Below are 26,604 nucleotides of genomic sequence, written 5' to 3' on the forward strand. Positions count from 1 at the left end.
TATTGCCTTGGCTTTAAACTAAACACTGGTTCTTGGCAAGATATTAATGTGTGATATAACCTTACCAAGAATATTATTTGGTTGGGCTTGTTGGTTATTGCCTAAATCCTGTTTTAAGTGGAGGTGTTAAAATGGCTTAATTTTACGCAATAAAATTAATGACATACAGCAAATATTTATTGATATGTTATGGCAGTTAATTCTATTATTTTGCTGCTATTATTGCTAATTATGACATTTTCACGGATTCAGGTTTAAGTAAAAGCATTCTCTGGAGCAAAAGGGACAAACAAGCCTCTACAGGGCAGCGCAATTTTCAGAAACAGAGATTTTCAGTTGTATCCAGCCGAAAGATTTGTGTTATAATAAGCAATAGTTAAAAATCTGAGGAATGGTGTAAATTTGCAAACTTACCACATAATAACTTTTGGCTGTCAAATGAATGAGCATGACTCCGAATTAATTGCCGGTATGCTGGAAAACAGCGGATATGTGCCGGCGGAAGACCAGCATGAAGCTGATTTGATTGTTCTCAACACCTGCTGCGTGCGGGAGACGGCGGAAAACAAAGTATTTGGCCTGCTGGGTCGGCTGGGCAAATTGAAAAAGCAAAAAAAAGACATGGTTATTGCCATGGGCGGGTGCATGAGCCAGCAGGAGCACATCGGACAGCGGATCAAACAGCGGTTTCCTTATGTAGATATTGTTTTCGGCACCCATAATCTCCATACGCTGCCGGATTTAATCGCCCAGGTGTGCGAAAAAAAACAACAAATAATTGATGTCTGGCGGGATAGCAAAGAAATCAGCGAAAACGTACCGGTTAAAAGATTTCACGGCGTCCGGGCATGGGTCAGCATAATGTACGGGTGCAATAATTTTTGCACCTATTGTATTGTGCCGTATGTACGCGGCCGGGAAAGAAGCAGGCAACCCGAAGCGATAATAAAGGAAATCACCGAACTGGGGAAACAGGGCTACAAAGACGTAACCCTGTTGGGTCAAAATGTAAATTCATACGGCAAGGATTTAAGCCCGGGCATGGACTTTGCCGATTTACTGGTTAAAATTAATGATGTCCAGGGCATTGAAAGAATTCGCTATATGACTTCCCATCCCCGGGATTTTAGTGATAAACTGGTTGAAACAATTCAAAATTTGCCTAAAGCATGCGAGCATATTCACCTCCCGGTGCAGGCCGGCAGTAATAGCATATTACAAAAAATGAACCGGGGGTACACCCGGGAATATTACCTGAGCCTGGTGGAAAAAATCAGAACCGCCCTGCCGGGTGTTTCACTGACCACCGATATCATGGTGGGGTTCCCCGGGGAAACAGATGCTGATTTTGCCGATACCGTGGACTTGGTCAGGCGGGTGGAATTTGACAGCGCCTTTACCTTTATATATAACAAGAGAAGAGGTACGCCGGCCGCTAAAATGGAAGAACAGGTTCCCGAAGAGGTAAAAAGCGCCCGCATTCAGGAACTTATTGAACTGCAAAATGAAATTACATTGCGCAAAAACGAAATTGAAACGGGCAAGATACTGGAATGCCTGGTGGAAGGGCCGAGCAGAACCAATGCCAGCGTTATGAGCGCCCGGACCCGAACCAATAAAATTGTTGTTTTCCGGGGTGAACAAAACATGGTGGGTAAATTTTTGCCATTGTGCATTACCGGTTACAGCCTTACCCACCTGGAAGGTGAAGTTGTCCCGGCACAATAAATAAAGTGGAGGTATTAGATGTCAATTTTGGAAAAGGCTTATGAACTGGGCCAGGAAATCGCGGAATCCCAAGAACTGGCGGCTATGAAAGACGCCGAACTGAACATGATGCAGGACGCCGAGGCGCAGAAAATCATCCAGGAGTTTAACGAAAAACAAAAAACTTATATGATGTTGCAGCAGCAAGGACAGCAACTAACGGAAAGCCAAAAGCAGGAAGTGGCAGATCTGGAAAAGCGTATGCTGGACAACCCTTTAATTTATAATTTTTTTCAGGCACAGCAGAATTTTGAAAAGGTACTGGAGGAAATTAACAAAATTATTTCCCAGGCCATTTCCGGTCAACACGCTTCCTGCAGTGACGATTGCTGCACCACCTGCGGCGGCGGCTGCAGCTAACAGGGATGCACAAACCCCGGTTATCCAAAACCGGGGTTTATTTTTTTATAATTTTAGGAAATTATACCCGGCCAGCCAGAGTTAAGGAATAAAGTACCGAAAGGCGCACATTAAAGGGAACTGATTTAGTGTGCGCCTTTCTTGTTGATTAATTGCTTTATGTTATAATATTACCGGGAGGGAAAATAATGTGGCTTACACGCCAATGATGCAACAGTACCTGAAAATTAAACAACAGTATAAAGATTATATTCTTTTTTTTCGTATGGGCGATTTTTACGAAATGTTTTTTGATGATGCGTTAACAGCCGCCAGAGACCTGGAAATAACGCTCACCGCCCGGGACGGAGGCGGTGGGGAAAAGGTGCCGATGTGCGGCGTGCCCCACCACGCGGCGGAATCTTACATTGCCCGGCTCATTGAAAAGGGCCGTCGGGTTGCTATTTGTGACCAGATGGAAGACCCTCGGCAAGCCAAGGGGCTTGTAAAAAGAGAAGTTACCAGGATTGTCACCCCGGGCACCGTGATGGAAAATCAATGTCTGGAGGAGAATAACAATAATTATCTGGGCTCCTTGCTGGTGGATCAAAACGGCTGCGGGCTGGCCTATACCGACATTTCCACGGGATTATTCTGTATTACTCAGTTTACAGGGAGCAATTCTTTCAATGAGTCAATCGACGAGTTGATGCGCTTGCAGCCGGCGGAATTGCTGGTATCCCGGCAAAAGCACAGGGCAGTGGCCGGTATTTTAACCGGGGCGGGGAATGTGTTGCTGAATGCGGTTGATGATGAAATATTTGATTATGACCGGGCCCGGGATATCATGCGCCGCCAGTTTGGTCGGGATTGGCCGGAAAATGGTGCGGACCGACTGGAATTCGGCCTGCGCGCCGCCGGCGCCATTTTGTATTATTTACAGGAAACCCAAAAAAGAAGTCTAAAGCAAATTAATAAGCCCCAGGTGTATTTTACCAATCAATTTATGAGAATTGACGCTGCGTCTCGGCGCAACCTGGAATTAACCCGTTCCATAAGGGACGGCTTACGCTGGGGCACCCTGCTTTGGGTGTTGGACTTAACGAGCACGGCCATGGGCGGTCGGCTGTTAAAGACCTGGATCGAGCAACCCCTGGTGGACCCGACCCTGATTAACAGGCGCCTGGATGCGGTGGAAGAGTTTGTGCAGAATATGTTTTTGCGGGAACAGATAAAAGAAATGCTGAAAAAGGTTTATGACCTGGAAAGGCTGGCGGGTCGCGTAGCCTACGGCAGTGCCAACGCCAGGGACCTGTTAGCGTTGAGCAAATCCTTTGACGTGCTGCCCGAACTCAAAAAAGTTCTGGGGCATTGTAAGACCCGGTTAATCACACAAATTGCCACGTCCCTGGATGACATGTCGGACATCAACGAATTGCTGCGGGCGGCTATTATGGATGATCCCCCGGTGTCTATTCGGGACGGCGGCATTATTAGGGACGGGTATCATCCCGAAGTTGATCGCTTACGGTCAGCCAGCCGGGACGGCAAAAATTGGCTGGCCGAATTGGAAGCGGAGGAGCGGCAAAAAACCGGCATCAAATCGCTTAAAGTCAGGTACAACAAAGTGTTCGGTTACTACTTGGAAGTAACCAAAGCCAACCTGAACCAGGTTCCGGACTATTACATTCGACGCCAGACGCTGGTTAACGCCGAGCGCTTCATTACCCCCCGGTTGAAAGAATATGAAGATATGATCATGGGTGCGGAAGACCGCCTGATCCAATTGGAATTTCAATTGTTCTGCGAATTGAGGCAAAAACTAACCGAACAGGTGGACCGCATCCAGGATGCCGCCGGGCGCATCGCTGAGCTCGATGTGTTGGTATCTTTTGCTGAGGCTGCTGAGCGGGCCGGATACGTGCGGCCCCTGGTAAGCAACAGCAGAAAAATGGTTATTGAGGAAGGCCGGCATCCGGTAGTCGAACGGGTGCTGGAGGCGGGAAGTTTTGTGCCCAACGATACGCTGCTGGACGACGACAACCGGTTGGTCCTGATTACCGGCCCCAACATGGCCGGGAAAAGCACTTACATGCGCCAGGTGGCCCTGATCGCGCTAATGGCGCAGGCGGGTAGTTTCGTACCGGCAGCCCGGGCCGAAATAGGCGTGGTGGACATGATTTTTACCCGCATCGGTGCGGCGGACGACCTGGCGGGCGGTCGCAGCACTTTCATGGTGGAGATGAGCGAATGTCGGGATATTGTAAACAATGCCACCGACGCCAGTTTAATTATCATGGATGAGGTGGGCCGGGGCACCAGTACCTACGACGGAATCAGCATAGCCAGGGCCCTGGTAGAATACATCAACGCCTCTATCGGCGCCAGGACGCTTTTTTCCACTCATTACCATGAATTAACCGATCTGGATATCCTGCCCGGCGTAGTTAACTACACTATCAATATTCGGGAAATAAATGATGAAATAATTTTTTTGCGCAAAGTTTTACCCGGTAAGGTGGATAGAAGTTACGGCATCCAGGTGGCGCGGCTGGCGGGTTTGCCGGAACGGATATTGCGACGGGCGAAAGAAATTTTGCTGGACATGGAAAGCCGCGGTGGTCAAGGCAGAAGCACCGCTGACTGTCAGATAGATCCTGCCGGCGTCAAGCAAAGGGAAGCAAAAAGGGACGGGCATTGCAGGCAGTGTTTGATTAAACGCCTGACCGATGAGTTGGCGGATTTGGATACGTCGCGCATGACTCCTCTGGAGGCGCTGAATTTGCTGGCGCACTGGCAAGAAAAATTAAAATGAAATGAACAATGGGAAATTTATTGCAGGAATTAATTTTTACTCAGAGAATTGATTATTTTAAAGCAAGGGTTTAGTCGGGTCTGGGGGTGAAAAATATGTACATCGGTATAGATGTAGGCGGTACCTGTACCGATGCGGTGCTGTTGGATAACGGTTTGGTGCGGGCCACTGCCATTGTCCCCAGCAGTGACGATATTATCTCGTCCCTGCTGCAGGCACTCGATCAAATTATGAAGGGTGTGCCCGCGGAACTTATTGAACGGGTAGTTTTCAGCACTACATTGATAACAAATCTGATTGCGGAAAAAAAATATGATCCCGTGGGACTGATTTTAATTCCCGGACCCGGGTTGAGCCATGATCATTATAAATATAACACGGCAACATATATTATTCCCGGTGCCATCGACTACAGGGGACGGGAAATTATGCCCCTGCGCTATGAAGATATTGAAAAAGCGGTGGAAGATTTAAATAACAAGGGTTATAAAAAAGTGGCGGCGGTCGGCAAGTTTTCCGTACGCAACAACAAGCATGAAAAGGAAGTGGCTTCCCGGGTGAAATGGCTGCACCCGGAATGGCACGTGGAAATGGGGCACCAGGTGGCCGGCCAGTTGAATTTTCCCCGGCGGGCAGTTACAACCATGCTGACCTGTGCTACCAGGGAAAAATATTCTTTTTTTGTGGATTCGGTGCGGGAAGCCTTAACCAGGCGGGGAATCGAGGGAGAGGTATTTATATTGAAGGCCGACGGCGGGACGATGCCCTTGAACAAGGTAACCGGCGTACCCATTGAAACTATTTTCAGCGGTCCCGCAGCCAGTACGCTGGGGGTGCAGGCACTGCTTCCGCCGGGGGAAACGGCGGTTGTGGTGGATATCGGGGGCACTACCACGGACCTGGCTTTGATACTGGGTGGCCAGCCGTTGCTCGCGTCCAGAGGGGCGCCCGTGTATGAGCAACTTACCCAAGTGCGGGCACTGGCGGTTAAATCCGTGCCCGTGGGCGGAGACAGCCTTGTGGAGCGGGTGGGCAGGGAAATTCTGGTTTATTCAGAGCGGCTGGGACCTCCGTATTGCCTGGGCGGGCCCATGCCCACCCCCTCGGACGCGTTGCGGGTGCTGGGCCTGACCAGGTTGGGCAGCGATAAAAAGGCCCATGAAGCAATGGAGATGCTGGGCCGGCCGCTGGGTATGAGTTGCAGTGAAGTGGCCCAGCGGGTAGTAAAAATGGTTATCGATATTATCACCCAGGAAATTGAGGAAATGTTTATACAATGGGAGCAAGAACCGGCTTACCGCGTCTGGGAGGTTTTGCAGAAACGCAAGGAGCGGCCGGGCATGGTTGTTGGCGTCGGCGGTGGCGCATCCGGTTTCATTACCCAGATAGCGGCCCGGATCGGTTGCAACCCGGTAATTCCCCCTTACGCCCCGGTGGCCAATGCCATTGGCGCGGCGGTGGCGATGCCCACATTACAGGTTAGCCTGAGGGCCGATACCGAACAGGGGTTTTATACCATTGAGCAGGAGGGCTTCCAGGGTAAAATTGAAAAAGACCCGTTTGGGGAGGAGGATGCCCTGCAGTTGGCCAACGAATGGCTGAGAAAGCGGGCTGAAAAATACGGGCTGGGTAATATGATTGAAAAGACGGAATGCACCCGGCGGGATGTATTTACCATGGTGCGCAACTGGATTACCACCGGAAGGATTTATGATATTTGCGTGCAGACGCCCCGGGGAATTGTTGCGCATATAGGAACGGGAACAAGGGGTGAGATTTAATGTCTGCGAAAAAAACAGGGCTCATATTTTTCCCGGCGTTCGACTGGGCCATATCCCCCACTCACCCCGAAAGGGAAGAACGGCTCTTGTACACCCGGGACCAGATTTTTGAGGAAGGCGTAATGGACCTACCCCAGATTCATGAATATGCTCCCCGGCTGGCCTCTATGCACGACATTTCCAGAACGCATTTTTGTGTGCCGCGGGTGCAAAGCCAGGTAACCGAGGCGCACCTGATTGCTGCCGGGTCCACTCTGCAACTGGGAGACAGTGTTATCAACGGGGAAATTAAAAACGGGTTTGCCATGGTGCGTCCGCCGGGACACCATGCCATGCGCGTGGTGCACGGCAACCGGGGTTTTTGTAGTATTAACAACGAAGCTATCCTTGTTGAATATCTGCGCCGCCGCCACGGCATCAGGAAAGTGGCCATCGTGGATTCGGACGCGCACCATGGGGACGGGACCCAGGACATTTTTTACCATGATCCGGACGTTTTATTCATTTCGTTTCACCAGGACGGGCGCACAATTTTTCCGGGCACCGGATTTACCAATGAGCTGGGCGGGCCCGGCGCTTACGCCAGAACTTTAAATGTCCCGCTGCCCCCCGGCACCGCGGATGAAACTTTTATGTACGTGGTGGATAACCTGGTATTACCGGTGGTCAGGGATTTCCAGCCGGAAATCATTATCAACTCGGCCGGGCAGGATAATCATTATACGGACCCGCTGGGCAGCATGCGGTTCACCGCCAGGGCCTACGCCGATTTTACCAGGAAACTAAAACCGGACCTGGTAGTGCTGGAAGGCGGTTATGCCATAGAAACGGCCCTGCCGTATATCAATCTGGCCATTATCCTGGCCCTGGCGGGTGCCGATTATTCTTACGTGATGGAACCTGATTACTGGCCGGGCCGGTTCAAGGAAAGCCCGGAAAGAATGTCCAAGGTGCATAAAATGGTGGATCAGTTGTTGGAAACCTGGGCAAAACGAGATCAGGTTGACCTGCAAAAAATATTCGGCACCGGCAAGTATTACCAGCGCAAAAAGTTTATTTATTACGATACCGATTACATTGAGGAAGAGCAACTGGAAAAGGTGTGCATTTGTCCAGATTGCCCCGGGTATATACTGATTGAATCGCGGGGGGAAAGGAACTATCGGGAACCGATCAGGATTTACGCCATCTCCGTACCCTTTCAGGCCTGTAATGCCTGCCAGAACGAGGCTTATGAAATATATGAACAGTATAAGGCCCGGGCGAAGTATGACTATGTTTACATGCAAGATAAGACAACGGATACATGTATGGCGTTTGATAAGAAAAAAGGACAGGAATGGATGACGGAAGGGTAGAGCGAACCATGCCCAAAATTATGGTGTTGAATGAACAGACGGCTTGCCGCATTGCCGCCGGCGAAGTGGTGGAACGTCCTGTTTCCGTGGTCAAGGAATTGGTGGAGAATTCTCTGGATGCCGGGGCGGATTTGGTCAACATATCCATAACCGGCGGTGGTATTGAATCAATTACGGTGGTGGATAACGGTTGTGGGATTAGCCAGGAGGATACCCCCCTGGCTTTTCAGCGCCATGCCACCAGCAAGATAAAGAATGCTGCCGATCTGGACCGCATTACCACCCTGGGGTTCAGGGGGGAAGCGTTGCCCAGCATTGCCGCGGTGGCGGACTTAACTATCAAAACCAGGACACCGGAAAGTAGCGAAGGGTACTACATGCATATCCGGGGCGGTAATATGCTGGACAGCGGGCCGGCCGGATGTCCGGTGGGGACAAGTATCAAGGTCAAGGATTTATTTTACAATACCCCGGCTCGCCGGAAATACTTAAAGTCCAAATCCACCGAGGGCGGACTGATTAACGACCTGGTTTATAAAATGGCACTTGTCCGGCCTCGGGTGAGGTTTGTTTTTATACACAACGGCAGGGAAGTATTACGTTCGCCGGGGTCGGGAAATATACCGGATGTACTGGCTGCAGTTTACGGCTTGCGGGCGGCGAAATTAATGCTGCCGGTAAACGTCGTGGAGGCCGGAATAGAAATTGACGGTTATGTTGGCAAACCGGAATTGAGCCGCAGTACGAGGCAGCAAATAACCGTGGCGGTAAACGGTAGAACGGTGCGCAGCACAACGGTCAACCTGGCCCTGGAAGACGCTTACCGGGGTCTACTCACCGTGGGGCGCCATCCGGTGGCTGTACTGTCGATCCGGTTGTCACCGGAAAAATTGGACGTAAATATTCACCCGGCCAAGATGGAAATAAAAATGGACCGTGAGGAAGAATTAAGGTCACTGGTAGCCCGGGCGGTGCGCAGCGTATTGCGGGACACAAATTTGACGCCGGTAATAAGCGGTGTGGCCCCCAGGACCCCCAAAATGGCGCCTACCGCCGAACCGTTTAAATTGGATTTGCCGGTGCCGCAACTTGTAGAAACGCTTCCGCGTGCGGAACCGGCGGCGGCAGCATCGGGGACGTCGGAAGAGGGGCGGACCAATATGGATGAGCATTCCTCTGGTCTCCAACCGGTGTCCGGGGCTGATGAAACTTCTAATGAGAGGTCAGCGGTTGCCGGAGAAGTCGGGCAGGTGGCTGAAGTGCCGGCCGGATACCGGCGGACACATTTTCCGGATTTACGGGTTGCCGGGCAACTAATGAACGCTTATATCGCCGCCGAGGGCGAGGGTGGAGTATACATTATTGACCAGCACGCCGCCCATGAACGTATTTTATTCGAAAAGTATATCGGTATGCCGGGAAAAGCGGCGCCCGAAGTGCAATATTTACTTGCGCCGGTTAATATCAATTTGAATAATAGTGAAAAGGAATTACTCAGGGAATATAAAACCAGTTTAAAAGATCTGGGGTTTATTTTTGAAGACTTTGGTCGGAATAACTATTTATTACGTGGCATTCCGGCTCATTTTTCGCCAGGCGAAAGTGAACGGCTGGTCATGGATATGGTTGAAGAGATACTGGAACAGGGCAGGGTTAGCAAAGTAGCAGTGGAATATGCCATGGCAGCGCTGCTGGCGTGCAAGGCGGCGGTAAAAGCGGGGGAAAGTCTGACCATGGAGGCCATGCAGTCCCTGGTGGATCGGTTGGCCCTGGCTGATGAGCCGTACACCTGTCCCCACGGCCGCCCGACAATAGTATCCTTTACCCGTCGGGAGTTGGATGCCATGTTTAAACGCACTTGACCGGGGGGATTTTTTTGGCCGGATGGGATAAGCTGCCTGGTATAGTGACAACCTCACTCAAGGCCCGGGGGGAACAATTGGCGCTGGCCGCCCGCATCAGTGCCCAGACCGGACTGCCCCTGGTGCCCAGGGGTAAAAAAGCTGTCGAAGAGCTGGCCGGTGAGTGGAACGCGGTCCATGTGATAGTGGTCAAGGCCGGAAAGGTGGCCTGCATTACCGGCCAGTATGAGTTTTTTTTTCACCCCGGCATGTCCGCCTTGCGTATAAAGGAGATAAAATCAGGGAAAAATGATACGATGATTAATGCTATGAATTTGCAGCCGGGGCAGCGATTGCTGGATTGTACCCTGGGTTTGGGCAGTGATGCCATAGTGGCCAGTTATGTGCTGGGAAAAGAAGGCGTGGTGGTGGGGTTGGAGTCGTCTCCCATTGTAGCGGCCATAGTGCGTCACGGTATGCAGACCTACCGGAAGGCGGCTCGGGAGGTATTGGATGCCATGCAACGGGTGGTGGTGCAAAACGAAGACCATCGTAGGTTACTGGAGGTTTTACCCGATAATAGATATGATGTGGTTTATTTTGATCCCATGTTTCGGTTGCCGCAGATGAAATCAAGCGGTATCAACGCCTTTCGGCCGCTGGCCGATCATCGCCCCCTGACGCCGGAAATTATCACTCAGGCGATGCGGGTAGCCGCGCGGCGGGTGGTGGTCAAGGACAGCAAGCGGGGCAGCGTGTTGCATAAACTTGGTTTTAATCGTTTTGAGGGGGGGGGGAAACGCGCCGGTGATATATGGCATTATGACCAAGGGCGATTGACGGGGGATATTATGAACACCAGAGAAAAAATACCGCTATTGATCATCGCCGGCCCCACTGCCACGGGAAAAACCGCGGTTGCGGTCAGGGTGGCGCAACACCTGGCGGGCGAGGTGGTATCGGCGGATTCAATGCAGATTTACCGCTACATGAATATTGGAACAGCTAAGCCTACTGTCGCGGAAATGGGGGGTGTGCCGCATCATTTAATAGATGTGGTCGATCCCGATGCTGATTTTACGGTGGCCAATTTTCAGGCGCTGGCCAGGCAGGCTATTCAAGATATTCATCAACGCGGCAAATTGCCGCTGTTGGTGGGCGGTACAGGGTTTTATATCGACGCCGTGATTTACAACTATGATTTTAGTGCCGCGGCGGCGAATGAGGAGTTAAGAGCGCATTATAAGCATTTGGCCGAGCAAAAAGGAAATGATGCTGTACATGATGAACTACGGCAGGTGGATCCGGAAACAGCCGCCCGTATTCACGTCAATGATTTAAAAAGAACCATCCGCGCGTTGGAAATATATTATCAAACCGGCGTTAAGGGAGCCATGTTTCGCGAAAAAAATAAAGTGGCGTACCCGGGTTATGACATATTATTTGGGGGACTTTATTACGAACGGGACAAATTGTACAAGAGAATTGAGGCCCGGGTGGACCGGATGGTCGCCGAAGGGCTGGTGCGGGAGGTCAGGGGATTATTGGATGCCGGTTATCACCGGGGATTGGTTTCCATGCAGGGGTTGGGATATAAAGAAATCATCGGTTTTTTAAATAATGAATATTCCCTGGCGGAAGCAGTGCATATGCTAAAAAGAAATACCAGACGTTTTGCCAAGCGGCAGTTGACTTGGTTCAAACGTTATAGTAACATCAAATGGATAGATATGGAGAAATATGATACAATAGACAGTGTTGCAGGGGTAATTGAGGAATACGTGGCGGCGCAATTTCCAAATCGGTAGAAAGAAAAAATATACATATATGGAGGGAATTTTATGACCAAGCCCCAAATAAATCTACAGGATGCATTTTTAAACCAGGTTAGGAAGGACAATATTCCGGTTACCATCTTTCTGGTAAATGGCTTTCAGTTGAAGGGTATGGTAAAGGGTTTTGATAATTTCACTGTGATCATGGAAAGTGACGGCAAGCAAATGATGGTCTACAAACATGCCATCTCCACTGTAAGTCCCATGAAACCGGTGAATACGTCCTTTTCGGAAACAAAAGCTTAATCACGATCCAGTCTCTCTTTGTGAGAGACTTTAATTTTTGGGCAGTTTCACCGCACGGGGCGCATAAACATTTATAAAAAGGCGCCCGTTGAGGTGAAGGAATTGGTAAAAATAAAAATGTGGCATGCTTCCGGTGATAAGAATACCGCCATAGCTGAGCAAAACGATCAGGCAGTCAGCGGCAGCGACAGGCTGAAATTAATTCCGGAAAGGCACGGGGCAAAGGTTAATGATGCCGGCGAAAAAATAAAGGAGATAATGCAGGAACTGGAATCGCTGGTGGGATTGGATAATGTAAAAAAGCACATAAATGAAATATATGCCTTCGTAGAAATTCAAAAACGTCGCTCCCGCGAAAAATTACACACCGAAGCCCAGGTGCTGCACATGGTTTTCAAGGGCAACCCGGGCACAGGAAAAACCACGGTGGCCAGAATACTGGGCAAGTTGTTCCGGCAGGCGGGCATTTTACCCAAAGGCCATTTACTGGAAGTTGAACGGGCCGACCTGGTGGGGGAGTACATCGGTCATACCGCCCAGAAAACCAGGGAACAAATTAAAAAATCCCAGGGGGGCATCTTGTTTATTGACGAGGCCTATTCCCTGGCCCGGGGCGGGGAAAAAGATTTCGGCAAGGAAGCCATTGATACGCTGGTCAAGGGCATGGAAGACTATAAGGATAACCTGGTTATAATTTTGGCCGGTTACAAGGAAGAAATGAACCGGTTTATGCAAACCAATCCCGGCCTGCGCTCACGGTTCCCCATCCATATTAATTTTCCTGATTATTCAACGGAGGAGTTGCTGGCCATTGCCGACATGATGTTGAAACAGCGGCAGTACAGATTATCGGGCGGTGGCCGGGAAGAGTTGCGTCTGATCATAGAATCCATGTCCCGGTTACATGAGCATAACGGCAACGCCAGGCTGGTGCGCAACCTTATCGAAAGGGCCATGCGCGTGCAAGCGGTGCGCTTGATTGGCATGCCGGAACTGACCAGAGAGGATTTGATGGTCATCAATCGGGAAGACATGGTCGGCGCGCGGGACAGTATACAGAATTAATGTGCAAAGAATGCTAAGGGGTGAACAGAGTTAATTGAAGGATTTGCAGTCTATTGCCGCTGAAATTGACGAAAAAGCAGGGGAAATATATCGTGAGCTGGCCCCGGTGGAATTAGCCAACCACCGTAAAGTGCTGAATGCTTTCCGGGAAGCCAGGGTAAGTTCCTTTCATCTCCGGGGTTCCACCGGTTACGGATACGATGATGACGGCCGGGAAGCATTGGAAAAAGTATTCGCCCGGGTATTCGGGGCCGAAGATGCGCTGGTGCGCGGGCAAATTGTCAGCGGCACCCACGCTATTGCCCTGTGCTTGTATGGGACATTGAGACCCGGTGACCAGTTGCTGGCGGTACAGGGAAAACCGTATGATACGCTGGAAAAAATAATCGGCGCCCGGGTAGAGTCTGAGGGTTCGTTAACCGGTATGGGTGTTTATTACCGGCAAGTTGATTTATTGCCCAACGGTGAACTGGACTGGACAAGCATTGATGCAGCGCTGCGGCAGCCGGTAAAAATGGTGCTGGTGCAGCGGTCCTGTGGTTATAGTACCAGACCGTCCCTAAAGATGGACGAACTGGACAAGCTTTGCCTGTTTATAAAGCAAAGGCAGCCGGAGGCAATTATTTTTGTGGATAACTGTTACGGTGAATTTGTGGAGGCATCTGAGCCGCCTGAACACGGCGCCGATATTATGGCCGGCTCGCTGATCAAAAACCCGGGTGGCGGTCTGGCACCCACCGGTGGTTACGTGGTGGGTAGGAAAAAATTGGTCGAGATGGCAGCCCACCGGCTGACCGCGCCGGGCATCGGTGCCGAAGTCGGGCCGACGCTGGGCTGGCAGCAGCAGTTCTTTCAGGGGTTTTATCTTGCCCCGCACGTGGTTATGGAGGCTTTGCGCGGCGCAATTTGGGGGGCGCTGTTTTTTCAAAAACTGGGCTTTGAAGTATATCCGGCCCCGTTGGACCGCCGGACTGACATCATTCAGGCGGTGGTACTGGGCTCGGCGGAGCGGCTGCAGGCATTTTGTCGGGGCGTGCAGGGCGCGTCGCCGGTGGACAGCCACGTTTCGCCGGTTCCTTCACCCATTCCCGGCTACAATCACCCGGTAATTATGGCTGCCGGTACCTTTGTGCAGGGAGCTTCGCTGGAATTTACCGCCGATGCCCCGGTCAAGGAGCCTTACGTGGTTTATTTCCAGGGCGGGCTTTCCATGATGTATACCAGGCTGGGCCTGTTGGCTGCGGCCCGGGAAATCTTGCAGGGTGAGGAATAATGAATTTCAAGCAACTGGAAGCTTTTGTTCGGGTGGCGGAATTACAAAGTTTCACCCGGGCGGCCAGACAACTTTACATGAGCCAGCCGGCCATAAGTTTTCAGATCAAAGCACTGGAGGAGGACCTGCAGGTTACGCTTTTTCAACGTAATGAAAAAAAGGTAACCCTCACAGAGGCGGGCCGGTTGCTTTATCCCGAGGCTAAACAAATGCTGGGCCATTTTGAGAGAATCAGGACGGGGTTGGAGGCGCTGCGCGGCCTGAAAGTGGGACGCCTGGTGATCGGGGCCAGCACCATCCCGGGGGAATACCTGCTGCCCGCATGCGTGGGCTTGTATCGCCAAAAATATCCCGGGATAAGGGTAAGTTTACGTATTGCGGGCAGTGGAGACGTGTTGCGCTGGGTGCAGGAAAGGGAAATCGACCTGGGGGTGGTGGGTACGGCTTCCGGGGCGGATAACCTGGAATTTATCAGGTGGCTAAGTGATGAACTCGTTTTGATCGTGCCGCCGGGGCATGTCTGGTCAGGGAAAAGCATTAATATTGACCAGTTGTTGGGTGAAAAATTAATCGTGCGGGAAGAGGGGTCGGGTACCCGCAGAACAGTGGAGCAAATTTTGTCCCGAAACGGGTTGGCTGTGGAAAAACTGGCTGTAGAAATGGAACTGGGCAGTACCAGGGCGGTAATCAGCGCCGTGGAAGCGGGTTTGGGCGTGGGGTTTGTTTCCCGGTTGGCCGCCGCTAACGCGCTGGCTGCCGGCAAGCTGGGCGAGGCCGGGCTGAAAGGTATTGATTTGACCCGGAATTTTTTCCTGACCCGTTATTCCCCGGGCTTGGTTAATTATGCCGCCGATGCATTCATAGATTTTCTCGGTCGATTTTCCGCCATCGGGGATATTAAGGAATAAGCCTTGCTTGACGCAAGGCTTATAATTATTATAAAGGAGCATAAAAATATTTTTAATTATCTATCTCTTTGGTTTGAGTGGTGCAAATGGAGATAAATTGGTTGTCTAATTTTAAACCCCTAACGTTACGTGCCAAAATGGCGGCATTTTCATTTCTGCTGGTGCTGGTGGCCATTTTAGTCGGGGGATTCTTGGTAATACAGAAAATTACCTATATGTTTGAAGAAGAAATGGGCTTGCGGGCGCTGGCCATTGCCCGCACCCTGGCCCAGATGGATGAAATTCGCAATAATGTGGGCGCCCCTGGGGGTTGGGAAGTCATTCAGCCAATAGCGGAAAAAACCCGCCTGGCCACCGGGGTGGCGTATATTGTGGTGCTGGATATGCAAAAAATCAGGTACTCACACCCGGTGAAAGAACGTATTGGCAAAATGTTCACCGATAAGGATATCGGCGCGGCCCTGGCGAACCATGAATACATATCCAGGGCGGAAGGGGTACTGGGCCCTTCGATTCGGGCCTTCGTACCGGTTAAAATCGAGGAAGGAAACCGCCAGGTGGGAGTGGTCGTAGTGGGTGTGCTTACCCCCACAGCGGTTCACATTATACGCAACGTACATGTGCAGATTTATTCCTTTCTGGCAGTGGGACTGTTGATTGGTTTGGCGGGCTCTTTATTCTTGGCCCGGAACATTAAGCGGGCCATGTTTAGCATGGAGCCGGCGGAAATTGCCAGGCTGTTGCAGGAAAGGACGGCCATTTTTCAAGCTATGGGGGAGGGAGTGGTAGCCATAGACACTGACTGCCGGATAACTGTTCTGAACAATGAGGCGGCAAGGCTGCTGGGGGTAAAGGACAATGCCGTGGGTCGTCATATACACGAGTTGATACCCAATACCGGTTTGCCCGGGGTAATTGCCTCCGGAGCACCGGAGCATAATCAGGAAACGGTATTGCATAACACGGTGGTGATCAGCAATCGACTGCCTGTCAGGGTTGCGGATGAAATCGTGGGGGCGGTGGCTACCTTCAGGGACAAAACGGAAGTCAACAACCTGGCGGAAGAACTAACCGGCGTTAAAGCCTTTGTGGAAGCTCTGCGGGTGCAAAACCATGAGTATATGAATAAGTTACATACCATTGCCGGGTTGATTCAATTAAAGCATTACGAACAGGCCCTTGATTACATTTTTGACATAACTGAGGAACAGCACAAGATCACGCAACTGGTCAGTAAAAAGATCAATGACTTTCGTCTGGCCGGTATGCTGCTTGGAAAATACGCCAGGGCCAAGGAATTAAAGATTGTTTTTGTCATTGATCGTCATAGCTGTTTGAACAAGCTGCCGGAAAGCATTAGCAGCAGCGTTTTGGTTATCATTGTGGGTAATTTGCTGGAAAACGCCTTTGATGCCGTGCGGGCTCAGGATGAAAAAAGGCGCAGAGTTTATTTCCGGATAAATGAAACGCCAGAAACATTAAATATCGTGGTAAGGGACTGGGGGGCGGGAATTGATCCCGGGATGGAAGAAAAAATATTTGACCATGGCTATTCAACCAAGGGAACGGGTAGGGGGATAGGCTTATACCTGGTCAGGAGAAACGTGTTGAATTTGGCCGGAGATATAAAAATTACGCGCCCGAAAGACGGCGGCGTAAAAATGGTGGTAACTTTACCGGTAAAGAAAGATGCGGGGGTAAAAGACGATGACATCCATTGATGTTTTAATTGTAGAAGACGATCCCATGGTGGTGGAGGTCAACAGGGAATTTGTAAATGAAGTGCCGGGTTTTAAGGTGACCGGGATAGCCAAAACAGGGGTGGAAGCGCTGGAAATTATGCAAGTGCAGAATTTTAATCTGGCTTTACTGGATATTTACCTGCCCGATATGGACGGTTTTACTTTATTGCGGGAGTTCAGAAGAAACGGCCTGGCCATTGATGTAATCATGGTTACTGCCGTACAGGACGCTGAGGTGATACAAAACGTGTTCAGGTACGGCGCTGTGGATTATATTATCAAACCCTTCAAATTCAGCAGGCTGTGTAGCGCGCTGAAAGCTTATGCGGCCATGTATAACAGTTTTAATAATAAAACGGTGCTGGACCAAGCGGAACTGGACAGATTGGCATTTAAACGCAATACAGTACAGGATGCGGGGGAAATTTTGCCCAAGGGACTTAACGAGGTCACGTTGAAGCAAGTGTTGATGTGTCTGGTTAAAGAAACAAAACCCCTCTCGGCAGAGGAAGTGGCCGGGGAGTTGGGATTGGCCCGCGTTACGGCCCGGCGATATCTGGAATACCTGGAGAGTGCGGGAAAGGTCAACGTGCAATTTAAGTATGGCTCTGTTGGTCGGCCGGTCAAGAAATTTTCCCTTGCACATCATGTACATAAAGAACAAAATTAACAATATGAACAAATTATTGTTGTCCTGGGCAATAAAAGATAAAATTAGTTTAGTAAATTAACAGAAAAATTTAATAACTTATAAAATATTGAATTGTCTCTGCACAGGGGGGTGTAATGTTTGTTTAAAAATACATGGTTAATCCCGGTGGTTTTTTTTTGATCCTGGTAATGTCGGGTTGTGCAAAAAGGGTAGTGGATAATGAGCAAATTAGCCCGGAACAAAAACTGGTAATAAAATTTTCTCACGTGGTGGCTGAAAATACGCCCAAGGGCATGGCGGCGCAGCGTTTTGCCAGATTGGTGCAGGAACGAACGGGTGGCCGCGTGGAGGTGCAGGTTTTTCCCAATTCCACACTTTATGCTGATGGGGAGGAAATGCAGGCCTTGCGGGATGGGGCGGTGCAGATAATAGCCCCGGCAACATCCAAGTTGGCGGGGTTGTTTCCTAGTTGGCAATTGCTGGATCTTCCCTATGCTTTTGTAGATACTGAGGCGGTACACAAGACCATGGCGGGCCCTGTTGGTCAAAAACTGATTCGCAGCTTGGAAGAGCAGGATTTGCTGGCGCTGGCTTTTTGGGACAATGGTTTCAAGGTCCTCACTAATAATGTCCGGCCCATTATCAACCCGGCAGACGTCCGGGGATTAAAATTCCGGGTGATGATCAACAGTTCCGTATTAAAAGAACAATTTAAAATGCTGGGTGCCCAACCCGTTCCAACGTCATTTAACAATGTTTACCGGTTACTGGAGGAAAACAAAGTTCAGGGGCAAGAAAATACCCTGTCCAACATTTATTCTAAAAAATTTTACCGGGTTCAACCGTACATGACGGTAACTAATCACGGTTACATGGGTTATGTGGTGCTGGTCAATAAAAAATACTGGTACAGTATACCTGCTGATATAAGGGATATTTTACATGAAACCATGGCGGAGGTTACTGAATGGGAACGGGCCAGAGCAGCTGAGTTAAACGAGTTATATTATAAACGGTTAAGAAACAATGATGCAATAAAGATAACCACCCTTTCCCCTCGGGAAAGGGTGGCTTGGGAAAAGGCTTTTTACCCGGTATATGATTACCTGGCCAGGGAAATAGGCGCAGAATTGATTGATGAGTTGCTCAGGGAGAAGAATGCCTGTAAAAATTTGCCGTCGGGGGGGGGAAGCACCAACAAAGCAAATAACTGACGGATTTGATGAATGATCAAAATATTAACAACGAGGAGGTCTTATCATGAAAAAATGGTTTGCCCTGTTACTGGCCGTGTTTATGGTCTCAGGTTTGATGGCGGGCTGTGGAGCACGTTCCGAACAAGGTTCTGAAAACGGCACCAAAGCCGGAAATGAAAAAATTGTTATCAAATTTTCCCATGTGGTGGCGGAAAATACGCCCAAGGGGCAAGCAGCCATCATGTTTGAGGAACTGGCAGAAAAATATACCGAAGGCCGCGTAGACGTACAGGTGTTTCCTAATAGTCAGCTTTACAACGATGATGAAGTGCTGGCCGCCGTGCAGCAAAATAATGTGCAGATGGCCGCCCCGGCAACGTCCAAGGTTTCCAAGTTGTTCCCGCAGTGGACGATATTTGACTTCCCCTTTGCTTTTCCCGATACTGACGCGGTGCAGACGGCCATGGAAAGCGAAGAAATTGGCGGCAAACTGTTCAGCATGTTAAAGGAACAGCAGTTATTGGGACTGGCCATGTGGGATAACGGGTTTAAACAAATGACCCTGGATGAACATCCACTTTATATGCCTGAAGATTTTAAGGGCCAAAAGTTTAGGGTTATGTCCAGCAGAGTCCTGGAGGCTCAGTTTAAAGCACTGGGGGCCAACCCGGTACCAATGCCTTTTAGCGAGGTGTACAGCGCTTTGGAACAGGGGGTTATCGACGGTCAGGAAAACACGCTGTCAAATATTTATTCTAAAAAGTTTCACGAAGTACAGAAATATATGACAATCAGCAACCACGGTTATCTTGGATATGCCGTCATTACCAACTCAGCATTTTGGGAAGGGCTGCCCACGGATGTGCGCGAGGGATTGGAGAAGGCCCTGGACGAAACCACCAGATGGGTACGGGAAAACGCACAGCGTTTAAACCAGGAGAACCTGGAAAAGATTAAGGCGGATGGTACGCTGGTAGAAATTCATGAATTGACGCAGGAAGAAAAAGAGGCCTGGATGAAAGCTACGGATGTTGTGTATGAACAGTTCAAAGAGGAAGTCGGGGAAGATTTAATCAATGCTGTTATGGCATTGCGCAAGTAGGTCTAACCGGGGGGCTTTGAGCCCCCTTTAGGTTACTTGATATGCAAGCGGTGATCAATAAGGTAGATACCGACAAAGGAGTTGCGCTATGACTGTCATAAATACTTTCTTGAACAGGTTGGAAGAAATACTGGTATCTGCAGCCTTAACCCTGGGTTCCATTTTAACTTTTGTGGAAGTTATTTTGCGTTACGGATTCGGCGCCAGCTTGGGAATTACCCAGGAACTGGTAATTTATTTACTGATTTTCACCGGGCTTATCGGGGCGTCTATCGGTGTCAGGGAAAAAACTCATATTGGTGTAGACATTATTGTACAATACTTTCCCTGTGCCCTGCAAAAAATAATAGTGGTGACCGGTTTGTTAACCAGTGCCCTGTTTTGTCTTATATTTGCCGTTCTGGGCTTTCAGCATGCCCAGATAATGGTGCAATTGGGTCAGGTAACGCCTGAAATGGAGATACCGTTTTACATTCCCAAGTCCATTGTACCCGTGGCCTTTGGTTTAATGACCTTGCGGTTTTTGCAAGAGACGATAAAAAATATAAAGGTGCCGGCGGAAGAGATTTTTTCCCGGGAAGAAGGTGTGCAGCAATGAATGCAGTATTGGATACCCAATTGGATAAGGGTCAGAAAAAAACACCCGGTCATGGATCGTTAAAGGGCAGAATTATTTCGGTTACGCTGGTTTTGTTCAGCATTGCGGGCGTGGCGGTGGCTATCCAGTCGAACAATATGGCCCTGGCCGTTTTTGCCCTGTTATTCACTTGTTTGTTTTTGGGCCTGCCCATAGCCATATCTCTGGGTATGGCATCGTTGTTTGCCATATATTTTTTCACCACGGACCCCCTGCCGGACCTGGCGGCTAAAATATTTTCCGGGCTGGACAGATTTCCTTTAATGGCTATTCCTTTTTTTGTCCTAGCCGGCAATATTTTTACCACCGGCGGCGTAGCCAAGCGCCTTATTAACTTTACCAATGCCTGGGTAGGCCATATCCCCGGGGGATTATCCATAGCGGGTATTTTTGCCTGCGCCCTTTTTGCAGCTATTTCCGGGTCCTCCCCGGCGACAGTTGTGGCCATCGGGGGGATTATGATACCTGCCATGATTAAACATGGTTATGCCCGGGAGTATTCGGTAGGCTCAATTTGCACCGCCGGGTCCCTGGGGATATTAATTCCGCCCAGTATTCCCATGATTGTATACGCGGTCACGGTTGACCAATCGGTGGGCAAGTTATTTCTGGCCGGCATAGTGCCGGGAATTTTGCTGGCTGTATTGCTTTCATCCGTAAGTTTTTTTGTTGCCAGGAAAAACAATTATCAGAAAGCTCAAAAAGCCAAATTGGCTGATCGGGTTAAGGCCACAAGGGAGGCATTTTGGAGTCTGGCCTTACCGATAATCGTCGTGGGCGGTATTTATACCGGAGCTTTTACGCCCACCGAATCGGCGGCGGTGGCGGTGATGATCGGCGCAGTGGTAGGATTGTTTATTCATAAAGATTTAAAGATAAAGCATTTTCCCAGGATACTTGTGGACTCCAGCAAGACAACGGCCATGTTGTTTTTTATAATTACCATGGCCATGCTGTTTGCGCATATTCTGACCTTGGAGCGCATACCCCATGCCGTTGCGCAATGGATTATCAACTGGCATGTAGGGCCGGTTTTATTTCTGCTAATTGTTAATATGTTATTATTTGTTGCCGGCCAGTTTATGGAACCAACGGCTATTATTACCATTCTGGCGCCAATATTGTTTCCTGTAGCCATGGCCCTTGGCGTCGACCCCATCCACTTTGGGATTGTCATGACGGTCAATATGGAAATCGGTATGATCACTCCGCCTGTTGGGCTGAACCTGTATGTAGCCAGCGGTTTGACCGGCATGCCCTTGGTTGACGTAACTCGTTCGGCGTTACCCTGGCTTTTGGCGGTTTTGGTCGGTTTGGCACTGGTTACGTATGTACCGTTCATCAGTTTGTGGTTGCCCGAACTGCTTTACAATTTGTAATTAGATGCTTTGCGGTGGGCATAAAAAAACAAAAAGGGGACTGGCTCCGGTAAAAAGGGGACAGGCACCGATTCACAAAACGAATCGGAGCCAGTCCCCTTTTACGGTGCCTATCTTGAAAATACTTTGTTGTCTTTGTGCGGTTACACCTGTCCCAACTCGCTCATAGGCTCTCGCGCCGACGGCACCAGCGGCTTGCTTTGGGCTCAACCGGACCGCCATAAACTCACCATCCATGGTTCGGGTTATGGCTCTCGCGGCCATCCTGCTTGTGCCCGGAACGGGTAGCCGCTCGTCCGGTTTCGCACCTCGCTGCGCCGGGTGCCGTTACCGGCGCTCCCGCAAATCGCTCGACCGGGACAGGTGTAACCAGAGGTTTTTCATCCTCTGCTGGTGCCGTGCAGCGGTATGGGTGTCTGTCACCTTTTTGTTTTTTTGTTTAAAATTTCCTGATCAGCCCCACTACTTTACCTAAGATTTCAACATCTTTTACGATAATCGGTGAAAGCCTGTAATTCTCCGGCTGCAGCCGAATATGGTCTTTTTCATGATAAAATCTTTTGATGGTGGCTTCGTCTTCAATAAGGGCTACGGCAATGTCACCGTTTTCCACACTGGGCTGGCGCCTGACCAGCACCAGATCACCTTCCAGGATACCCGCCTCGACCATACTATCCCCTTTGACCTGCAACATAAAAAATTCTCCATGGCCGGCGAAATTAGCCGGTAGGGGAAACAGGTCTTCCCGGTTTTCCACCGCCAGCAACGGAACGCCCGCTGCGACCCGGCCCAGTACCGGCACCATGATCATTTCCTTGAAAGACTCAGCTTCCCCGTCCAGTATCTCCATGGCCCTGGGTTTGGTGGGATCCCTTCTGATTAATTCCTTTTCTTCCATTTTGCGCAGGTAGCTATGTACGGTGGAACTGGACTTTAACCCTACGGCTTGGCCGATCTCCCTTACTGAAGGAGGATAGCCTTTTGATTTAATGTTATGTTTAATAAATCTTAAAATCTCTTGTTCGCGTTGGCTAATATTTTTTTTCATTTTAGCACAACCTTTCCCAGTATTAATTCTAAATTATATCATAAATATTTACACAGTAAACATTTGTTCGTGAAAAGTTTATTTTATTTTTTAGAAGGATATGTTTATAAGTCGTCGAATTAATCAGAAAGTAAAAAATATTCCTCATTTGTTGAGAAGGTGATTTATTATGCAGAGGATAGCCATTATTGGCACAAGCGGAGACGGCCTTGCGGTGTATAGATTGTTAAAAGATATCAAAGGAATTGAAATTGCGTGTTTTATTAAAACAGACAAAAAAAACAGTCCGGATGAATGGTCGGGTAAAAGCAATATAAAAATTATTAATTTAGATAAAATTTCCGAAATAGAACCCCTTGATGTAATAATTAATACCTTGAGGGATCCGGATGTGGAGGCCAGGGTAAAAAATATCAAGGGTAACATTTCGGTTGTTGACGTTAACGCGGTTAATTTGATGGTACATCTTTTTAAAGAAAAGCAAGAGTTGCTGCACATAAAAAGAATTCAGGGAGAATTATCCACGGTGCTGAATTCTGTACAGGAAGCGGTTGAAGTGGCTGACAAACTCGGGGTTATCAAGTACGTCAACCCGGCTTTCACCCGCATCACGGGCATTCCCGCTGAAGAGCGTATAGGAAAAAATGTTCTGGAAATATCGCCGGACGGCGCGCTGGCCATGGCTTTGCGTACCGGTAAAATGGTTTCCGGCCACCGCACCCGGGTTGGAGGAAGCAACGCCGAAGTAATCAGCAATGCTTCGCCCATCGTGGTTGACGGTAGCCTGGAAGGCGCGGTCGTGGTATTTCAACACTTTACCGATGTGATGAAGTTGATGGATGAACTGCGCAAGCGTACCACCATGATCGAAAGTCTCAATGATAAATTCGGTCAAGTAACAACTTGTAAATATACTTTTGCCGATATTCTGGGCAACAACCCCGAATTGAAAAAATGTATCCAGGTGGCTGAAAGAGCGGCCCAGAGCAATACCACGGTATTGTTGCTTGGAGAGAGCGGAACCGGGAAGGAATTATTCGCCCACGCCATACACTATGCCAGTTCGCGCCGCGAAAAGCCATTCATTAAAGTGAATTGCGCCGCAATACCGGAGAATTTGCTGGAAAGCGAATTTTTTGGATATGCCAAGGGGGCTTTTACCGGGGCGGTCAAATCAAAAATCGGTAAATTTGAATTGGCTAACGGGGGAACGATTTTCTTAGATGAAATTGGTGATATGAATTTAAGCTTACAGGGTAAGTTATTACGTGTATTACAGGAAATGGAGTTTGAACGGGTGGGCGGCAATCAAACCATCCATGTGGATGTGCGGGTAATAGCGGCCACCAACAGGAATCTGCGGGATCTTATAAGGACGGGGAAATTCAGAGAGGATCTTTATTACCGGCTAAATGTTGTGGAAGTCACTATCCCCCCGCTGCGCGTGCGTAAAGAAGACCTACCTGCTTTGGTTAACCATTTGATTGTTAAATTAAATCGCAAATTGGGTAAAAAAGTTCAGAGACTGTCCCGGGATGCTGAAGAAGTGTTATACAGCTACGATTGGCCGGGTAATGTCCGTGAATTGGAGAATGTGGTGGAAAGGGTAATGGTTACCGTTGATGAAGAAATTCTAACTAAAAAAAATTTTATTCAGCACGTAAGCCAATTCAAGCCTGTACCGGAGACGGATGTAGAGTTAATACCCATTGATCGAATGGAGCAAATTTTAATTCAAAAAGCCCTCATGAAATTCGGTAATTCGGTGGAAGGAAAAAGACGGGCTGCTCAGGCACTCAATATATCCCTGGCTACTTTATACAATAAAATCAAACGGGCTAAGTTTGAAAATTCAAATACCTAGAAAAAAGTTAAAAAATTTAGATAACGCAAATGGTATAGCATAAATAAGTCATTAAGCGATACCCATTCTAAAAAGTAAAAATTTAGCGTGTGTATTAAAGGTTATTGTATTTTTTAAAAACAAAATATGTTAAAATTTTGCTTAGATCAATAGTATTTTTGGCCTTTTTCAGACTTCGATGTATTAGATTTTTAATGGCATATTTATTGCAAAATTGAATGGGTATATACATCGTTAAGGGGGGGAGCAGCTATTAAGACAATCGATGTGGGACGCATTACGCAAGCGGTGGCTAAACTCTGCAAGGACGCCAATTATTATCTGGGCGAAGATGTGATTGAAGCATTTAATAATGCCTATGAACAGGAACTTTCCCTTACAGGCAAAGAAATTATTGAGCAACTAATTAAAAACGCTGATATAGCGCGGGCGGAGGATGTACCCATGTGTCAGGATACAGGCTTCGCCGTGGTATTTGTAGAATTGGGGCAGGATGTGCATATTGTCGGTGGATCTTTGGAGGACGCGATAAATGAGGGCGTACGCCAGGGTTATACCGAGGGCTATTTGCGTAAGTCCATTGTGGGGCACCCGTTGGAACGGGTCAATACCGGGGATAATACGCCGGCGGTCATCCATCTTAAACTGGTGCCGGGCGATCAGTTAAAAATTACCGTGGCGCCCAAGGGCGGCGGCAGTGAGAATATGAGCGCCATTAAAATGCTTAAGCCCGCTGAAGGGGTGGACGGCGTCAAAAAATTCGTGTTGGATACTGTAAAAGAGGCGGGGCCCAATCCATGTCCGCCCATTATTGTTGGAGTAGGTATCGGCGGTACCTTTGAAAAAGCGGCGCTGTTGGCCAAGGAAGCACTGCTAAGGCCTGTGGGCGTGCCCAGCCACAAGCCGGAAATCGCCGAGTTGGAAAAGGAATTGTTGAAAAAAGTCAATAACCTGGGCATTGGCCCGCAGGGTCTGGGCGGACGTATCACCGCCCTGGCGGTGCATGTAAACATATATCCGGCTCATATAGCCAGCCTGCCGGTGGCGGTAAACATAAATTGTCATGCCAGCCGGCATAAAGAAGTGATTTTATAAGGCTGCGGGGTGATAGTTGTGACCATTACGAAAATAAAGTTGACCACGCCTATTTCAGATGAGGACGTCCGGAAACTGCGTATCGGCCAGAAAGTGTTGTTGAATGGTGTTATTTACACCGGCAGGGATGCTGCACATAAAAAGCTGGTGGAATTGTTGAATAACGGCCAGGAATTGCCCCTGGACCTACACGGTCAAATCATTTATTACGTGGGACCGTCTCCGGCCAAACCCGAACAGGTTATCGGCTCTGCCGGGCCAACCACCAGCGGGCGCATGGACTTATACGCCCCCAGGCTCATTGCGTTGGGTCTGAAGGGCATGGTGGGTAAAGGCAAGCGTTCGCCGGAAGTTATTAAAGCCATGAAACAGCATAAAGCAGTTTACTTTGCCGCCGTGGGAGGAGCGGCAGCCCTGATCAGCAAGTGTATCAAACAATGCGAAGTGGTGGCTTATCCGGAACTGGGGCCCGAAGCTATACACCGTCTGGAAGTGGAAAATATGCCGGTCATCGTGGTTAATGATACCCTGGGTGGGGATCTTTACGCCGAAGGGACTAAAATTTACGCGACCAGTTAAAAGACAAGGGAGGTGCATTTAAAAAATAAATTTCTGCCATATTTATTTGCCATGATTACTTACAAGGAATGGACGCCATCTT

At 49.1% G+C, this 26,604-nt stretch carries 21 protein-coding genes; 20 read left to right on the plus strand and 1 reads right to left on the minus strand.

Translation table 11 applies throughout. The features are described from left to right. The first annotated feature begins 402 nt into the window (after positions 1-402). The 17 genes from miaB to BM299_RS09100 all read left to right on the plus strand — a co-directional run bounded on the left by miaB (position 403) and on the right by BM299_RS09100 (position 21,936). On the plus strand, positions 403-1,728 hold the full coding sequence (gene miaB / locus BM299_RS09020) for a tRNA (N6-isopentenyl adenosine(37)-C2)-methylthiotransferase MiaB (RefSeq protein ID WP_092483218.1): 1,326 nt from the start codon (positions 403-405) through the stop codon (positions 1,726-1,728). 18 nt (positions 1,729-1,746) lie between these two features. After that, complete coding sequence (locus tag BM299_RS09025) at positions 1,747-2,127, plus strand: YlbF/YmcA family competence regulator (protein ID WP_092483220.1); 381 nt, start codon at positions 1,747-1,749, stop codon at positions 2,125-2,127. A gap of 190 nt (positions 2,128-2,317) precedes the next feature. After that, the gene (gene mutS, locus BM299_RS09030; RefSeq protein WP_092483222.1) at positions 2,318-4,921 is read left to right on the plus strand and encodes a DNA mismatch repair protein MutS; all 2,604 of its coding nucleotides are present in this window, start codon (positions 2,318-2,320) and stop codon (positions 4,919-4,921) included. A gap of 95 nt (positions 4,922-5,016) precedes the next feature. After that, entirely contained in the window at positions 5,017-6,702 is a 1,686-nt protein-coding gene (locus tag BM299_RS09035) for a hydantoinase/oxoprolinase family protein (RefSeq protein ID WP_092483224.1), read from the plus strand. Continuing rightward, positions 6,702-8,060 (plus strand): histone deacetylase family protein, encoded by a 1,359-nt coding sequence (locus BM299_RS09040; RefSeq protein WP_092483392.1) that lies wholly within the window; start codon positions 6,702-6,704, stop codon positions 8,058-8,060. Before BM299_RS09035 ends, BM299_RS09040 begins: the two co-directional genes overlap by 1 nt. Further along, positions 8,042-9,922: a DNA mismatch repair endonuclease MutL gene (gene mutL / locus BM299_RS09045; RefSeq protein ID WP_092483226.1), complete on the plus strand. Its 1,881-nt coding sequence runs from the start codon at positions 8,042-8,044 to the stop codon at positions 9,920-9,922. The genes BM299_RS09040 and mutL overlap by 19 nt, the downstream gene beginning before the upstream one ends. Before the next feature lie 14 nt (positions 9,923-9,936). Further along, a complete protein-coding gene (gene miaA / locus BM299_RS09050; protein ID WP_131820630.1) occupies positions 9,937-11,709 on the plus strand; it encodes a tRNA (adenosine(37)-N6)-dimethylallyltransferase MiaA in 1,773 nt (590 codons plus the stop codon). Positions 11,710-11,742: 33 nt separating this feature from the next. Then, a complete protein-coding gene (gene hfq / locus BM299_RS09055) occupies positions 11,743-11,982 on the plus strand; it encodes an RNA chaperone Hfq (protein ID WP_092483230.1) in 240 nt (79 codons plus the stop codon). 102 nt (positions 11,983-12,084) lie between these two features. Continuing rightward, positions 12,085-13,047 carry an AAA family ATPase gene (locus BM299_RS09060; RefSeq protein WP_245779715.1) on the plus strand — a complete coding sequence of 321 codons (963 nt, stop codon included), beginning with the start codon at positions 12,085-12,087 and terminating at the stop codon, positions 13,045-13,047. Between the two features lie 34 nt (positions 13,048-13,081). After that, the gene (locus tag BM299_RS09065) at positions 13,082-14,320 is read left to right on the plus strand and encodes a methionine gamma-lyase family protein (RefSeq protein ID WP_092483232.1); all 1,239 of its coding nucleotides are present in this window, start codon (positions 13,082-13,084) and stop codon (positions 14,318-14,320) included. Then, positions 14,320-15,228, plus strand: a complete 909-nt coding sequence (locus BM299_RS09070) for a selenium metabolism-associated LysR family transcriptional regulator (protein ID WP_092483234.1) — start codon at positions 14,320-14,322, stop codon at positions 15,226-15,228. The genes BM299_RS09065 and BM299_RS09070 overlap by 1 nt, the downstream gene beginning before the upstream one ends. Before the next feature lie 101 nt (positions 15,229-15,329). Beyond that, a complete protein-coding gene (locus BM299_RS09075) occupies positions 15,330-16,949 on the plus strand; it encodes an ATP-binding protein (RefSeq protein ID WP_245779709.1) in 1,620 nt (539 codons plus the stop codon). Continuing rightward, positions 16,936-17,640 carry a response regulator gene (locus tag BM299_RS09080; RefSeq protein WP_092483238.1) on the plus strand — a complete coding sequence of 235 codons (705 nt, stop codon included), beginning with the start codon at positions 16,936-16,938 and terminating at the stop codon, positions 17,638-17,640. Before BM299_RS09075 ends, BM299_RS09080 begins: the two co-directional genes overlap by 14 nt. 158 nt (positions 17,641-17,798) lie before the next feature. After that, positions 17,799-18,836 (plus strand): TRAP transporter substrate-binding protein, encoded by a 1,038-nt coding sequence (locus BM299_RS09085; RefSeq protein ID WP_342741327.1) that lies wholly within the window; start codon positions 17,799-17,801, stop codon positions 18,834-18,836. Positions 18,837-18,882: 46 nt separating this feature from the next. Then, positions 18,883-19,920, plus strand: a complete 1,038-nt coding sequence (locus tag BM299_RS09090) for a TRAP transporter substrate-binding protein (protein ID WP_092483242.1) — start codon at positions 18,883-18,885, stop codon at positions 19,918-19,920. An 88-nt stretch (positions 19,921-20,008) separates the two neighbouring features. Further along, on the plus strand, positions 20,009-20,518 hold the full coding sequence (locus BM299_RS09095) for a TRAP transporter small permease (protein WP_092483244.1): 510 nt from the start codon (positions 20,009-20,011) through the stop codon (positions 20,516-20,518). Next, positions 20,515-21,936 (plus strand): TRAP transporter large permease, encoded by a 1,422-nt coding sequence (locus BM299_RS09100; RefSeq protein WP_245779710.1) that lies wholly within the window; start codon positions 20,515-20,517, stop codon positions 21,934-21,936. The genes BM299_RS09095 and BM299_RS09100 overlap by 4 nt, the downstream gene beginning before the upstream one ends. A 439-nt stretch (positions 21,937-22,375) precedes the next feature. Here BM299_RS09100 and lexA read toward each other — a convergent pair whose 3' ends face one another. Beyond that, positions 22,376-22,984 (minus strand): transcriptional repressor LexA, encoded by a 609-nt coding sequence (lexA, locus tag BM299_RS09110; protein ID WP_092483248.1) that lies wholly within the window; start codon positions 22,982-22,984, stop codon positions 22,376-22,378. Positions 22,985-23,153: 169 nt separating this feature from the next. Between lexA and BM299_RS09115 the strand changes: the two genes are divergently transcribed. The 3 genes from BM299_RS09115 to BM299_RS09125 all read left to right on the plus strand — a co-directional run bounded on the left by BM299_RS09115 (position 23,154) and on the right by BM299_RS09125 (position 26,522). Then, entirely contained in the window at positions 23,154-24,848 is a 1,695-nt protein-coding gene (locus tag BM299_RS09115) for a sigma-54 interaction domain-containing protein (RefSeq protein ID WP_092483250.1), read from the plus strand. Positions 24,849-25,100: 252 nt separating this feature from the next. Further along, positions 25,101-25,943, plus strand: coding sequence for a fumarate hydratase (locus tag BM299_RS09120; RefSeq protein ID WP_092483252.1), 843 nt, complete (start codon positions 25,101-25,103; stop codon positions 25,941-25,943). 24 nt (positions 25,944-25,967) lie between these two features. Further along, a complete protein-coding gene (locus tag BM299_RS09125; protein ID WP_092483398.1) occupies positions 25,968-26,522 on the plus strand; it encodes a Fe-S-containing hydro-lyase in 555 nt (184 codons plus the stop codon). The last annotated feature ends 82 nt before the right edge of the window (positions 26,523-26,604 follow it).

It is taken from the genome of Desulfoscipio geothermicus DSM 3669, assembly GCF_900115975.1.
Classification (GTDB): Bacteria; Bacillota; Desulfotomaculia; order Desulfotomaculales; family Desulfallaceae; genus Desulfoscipio; species Desulfoscipio geothermicus.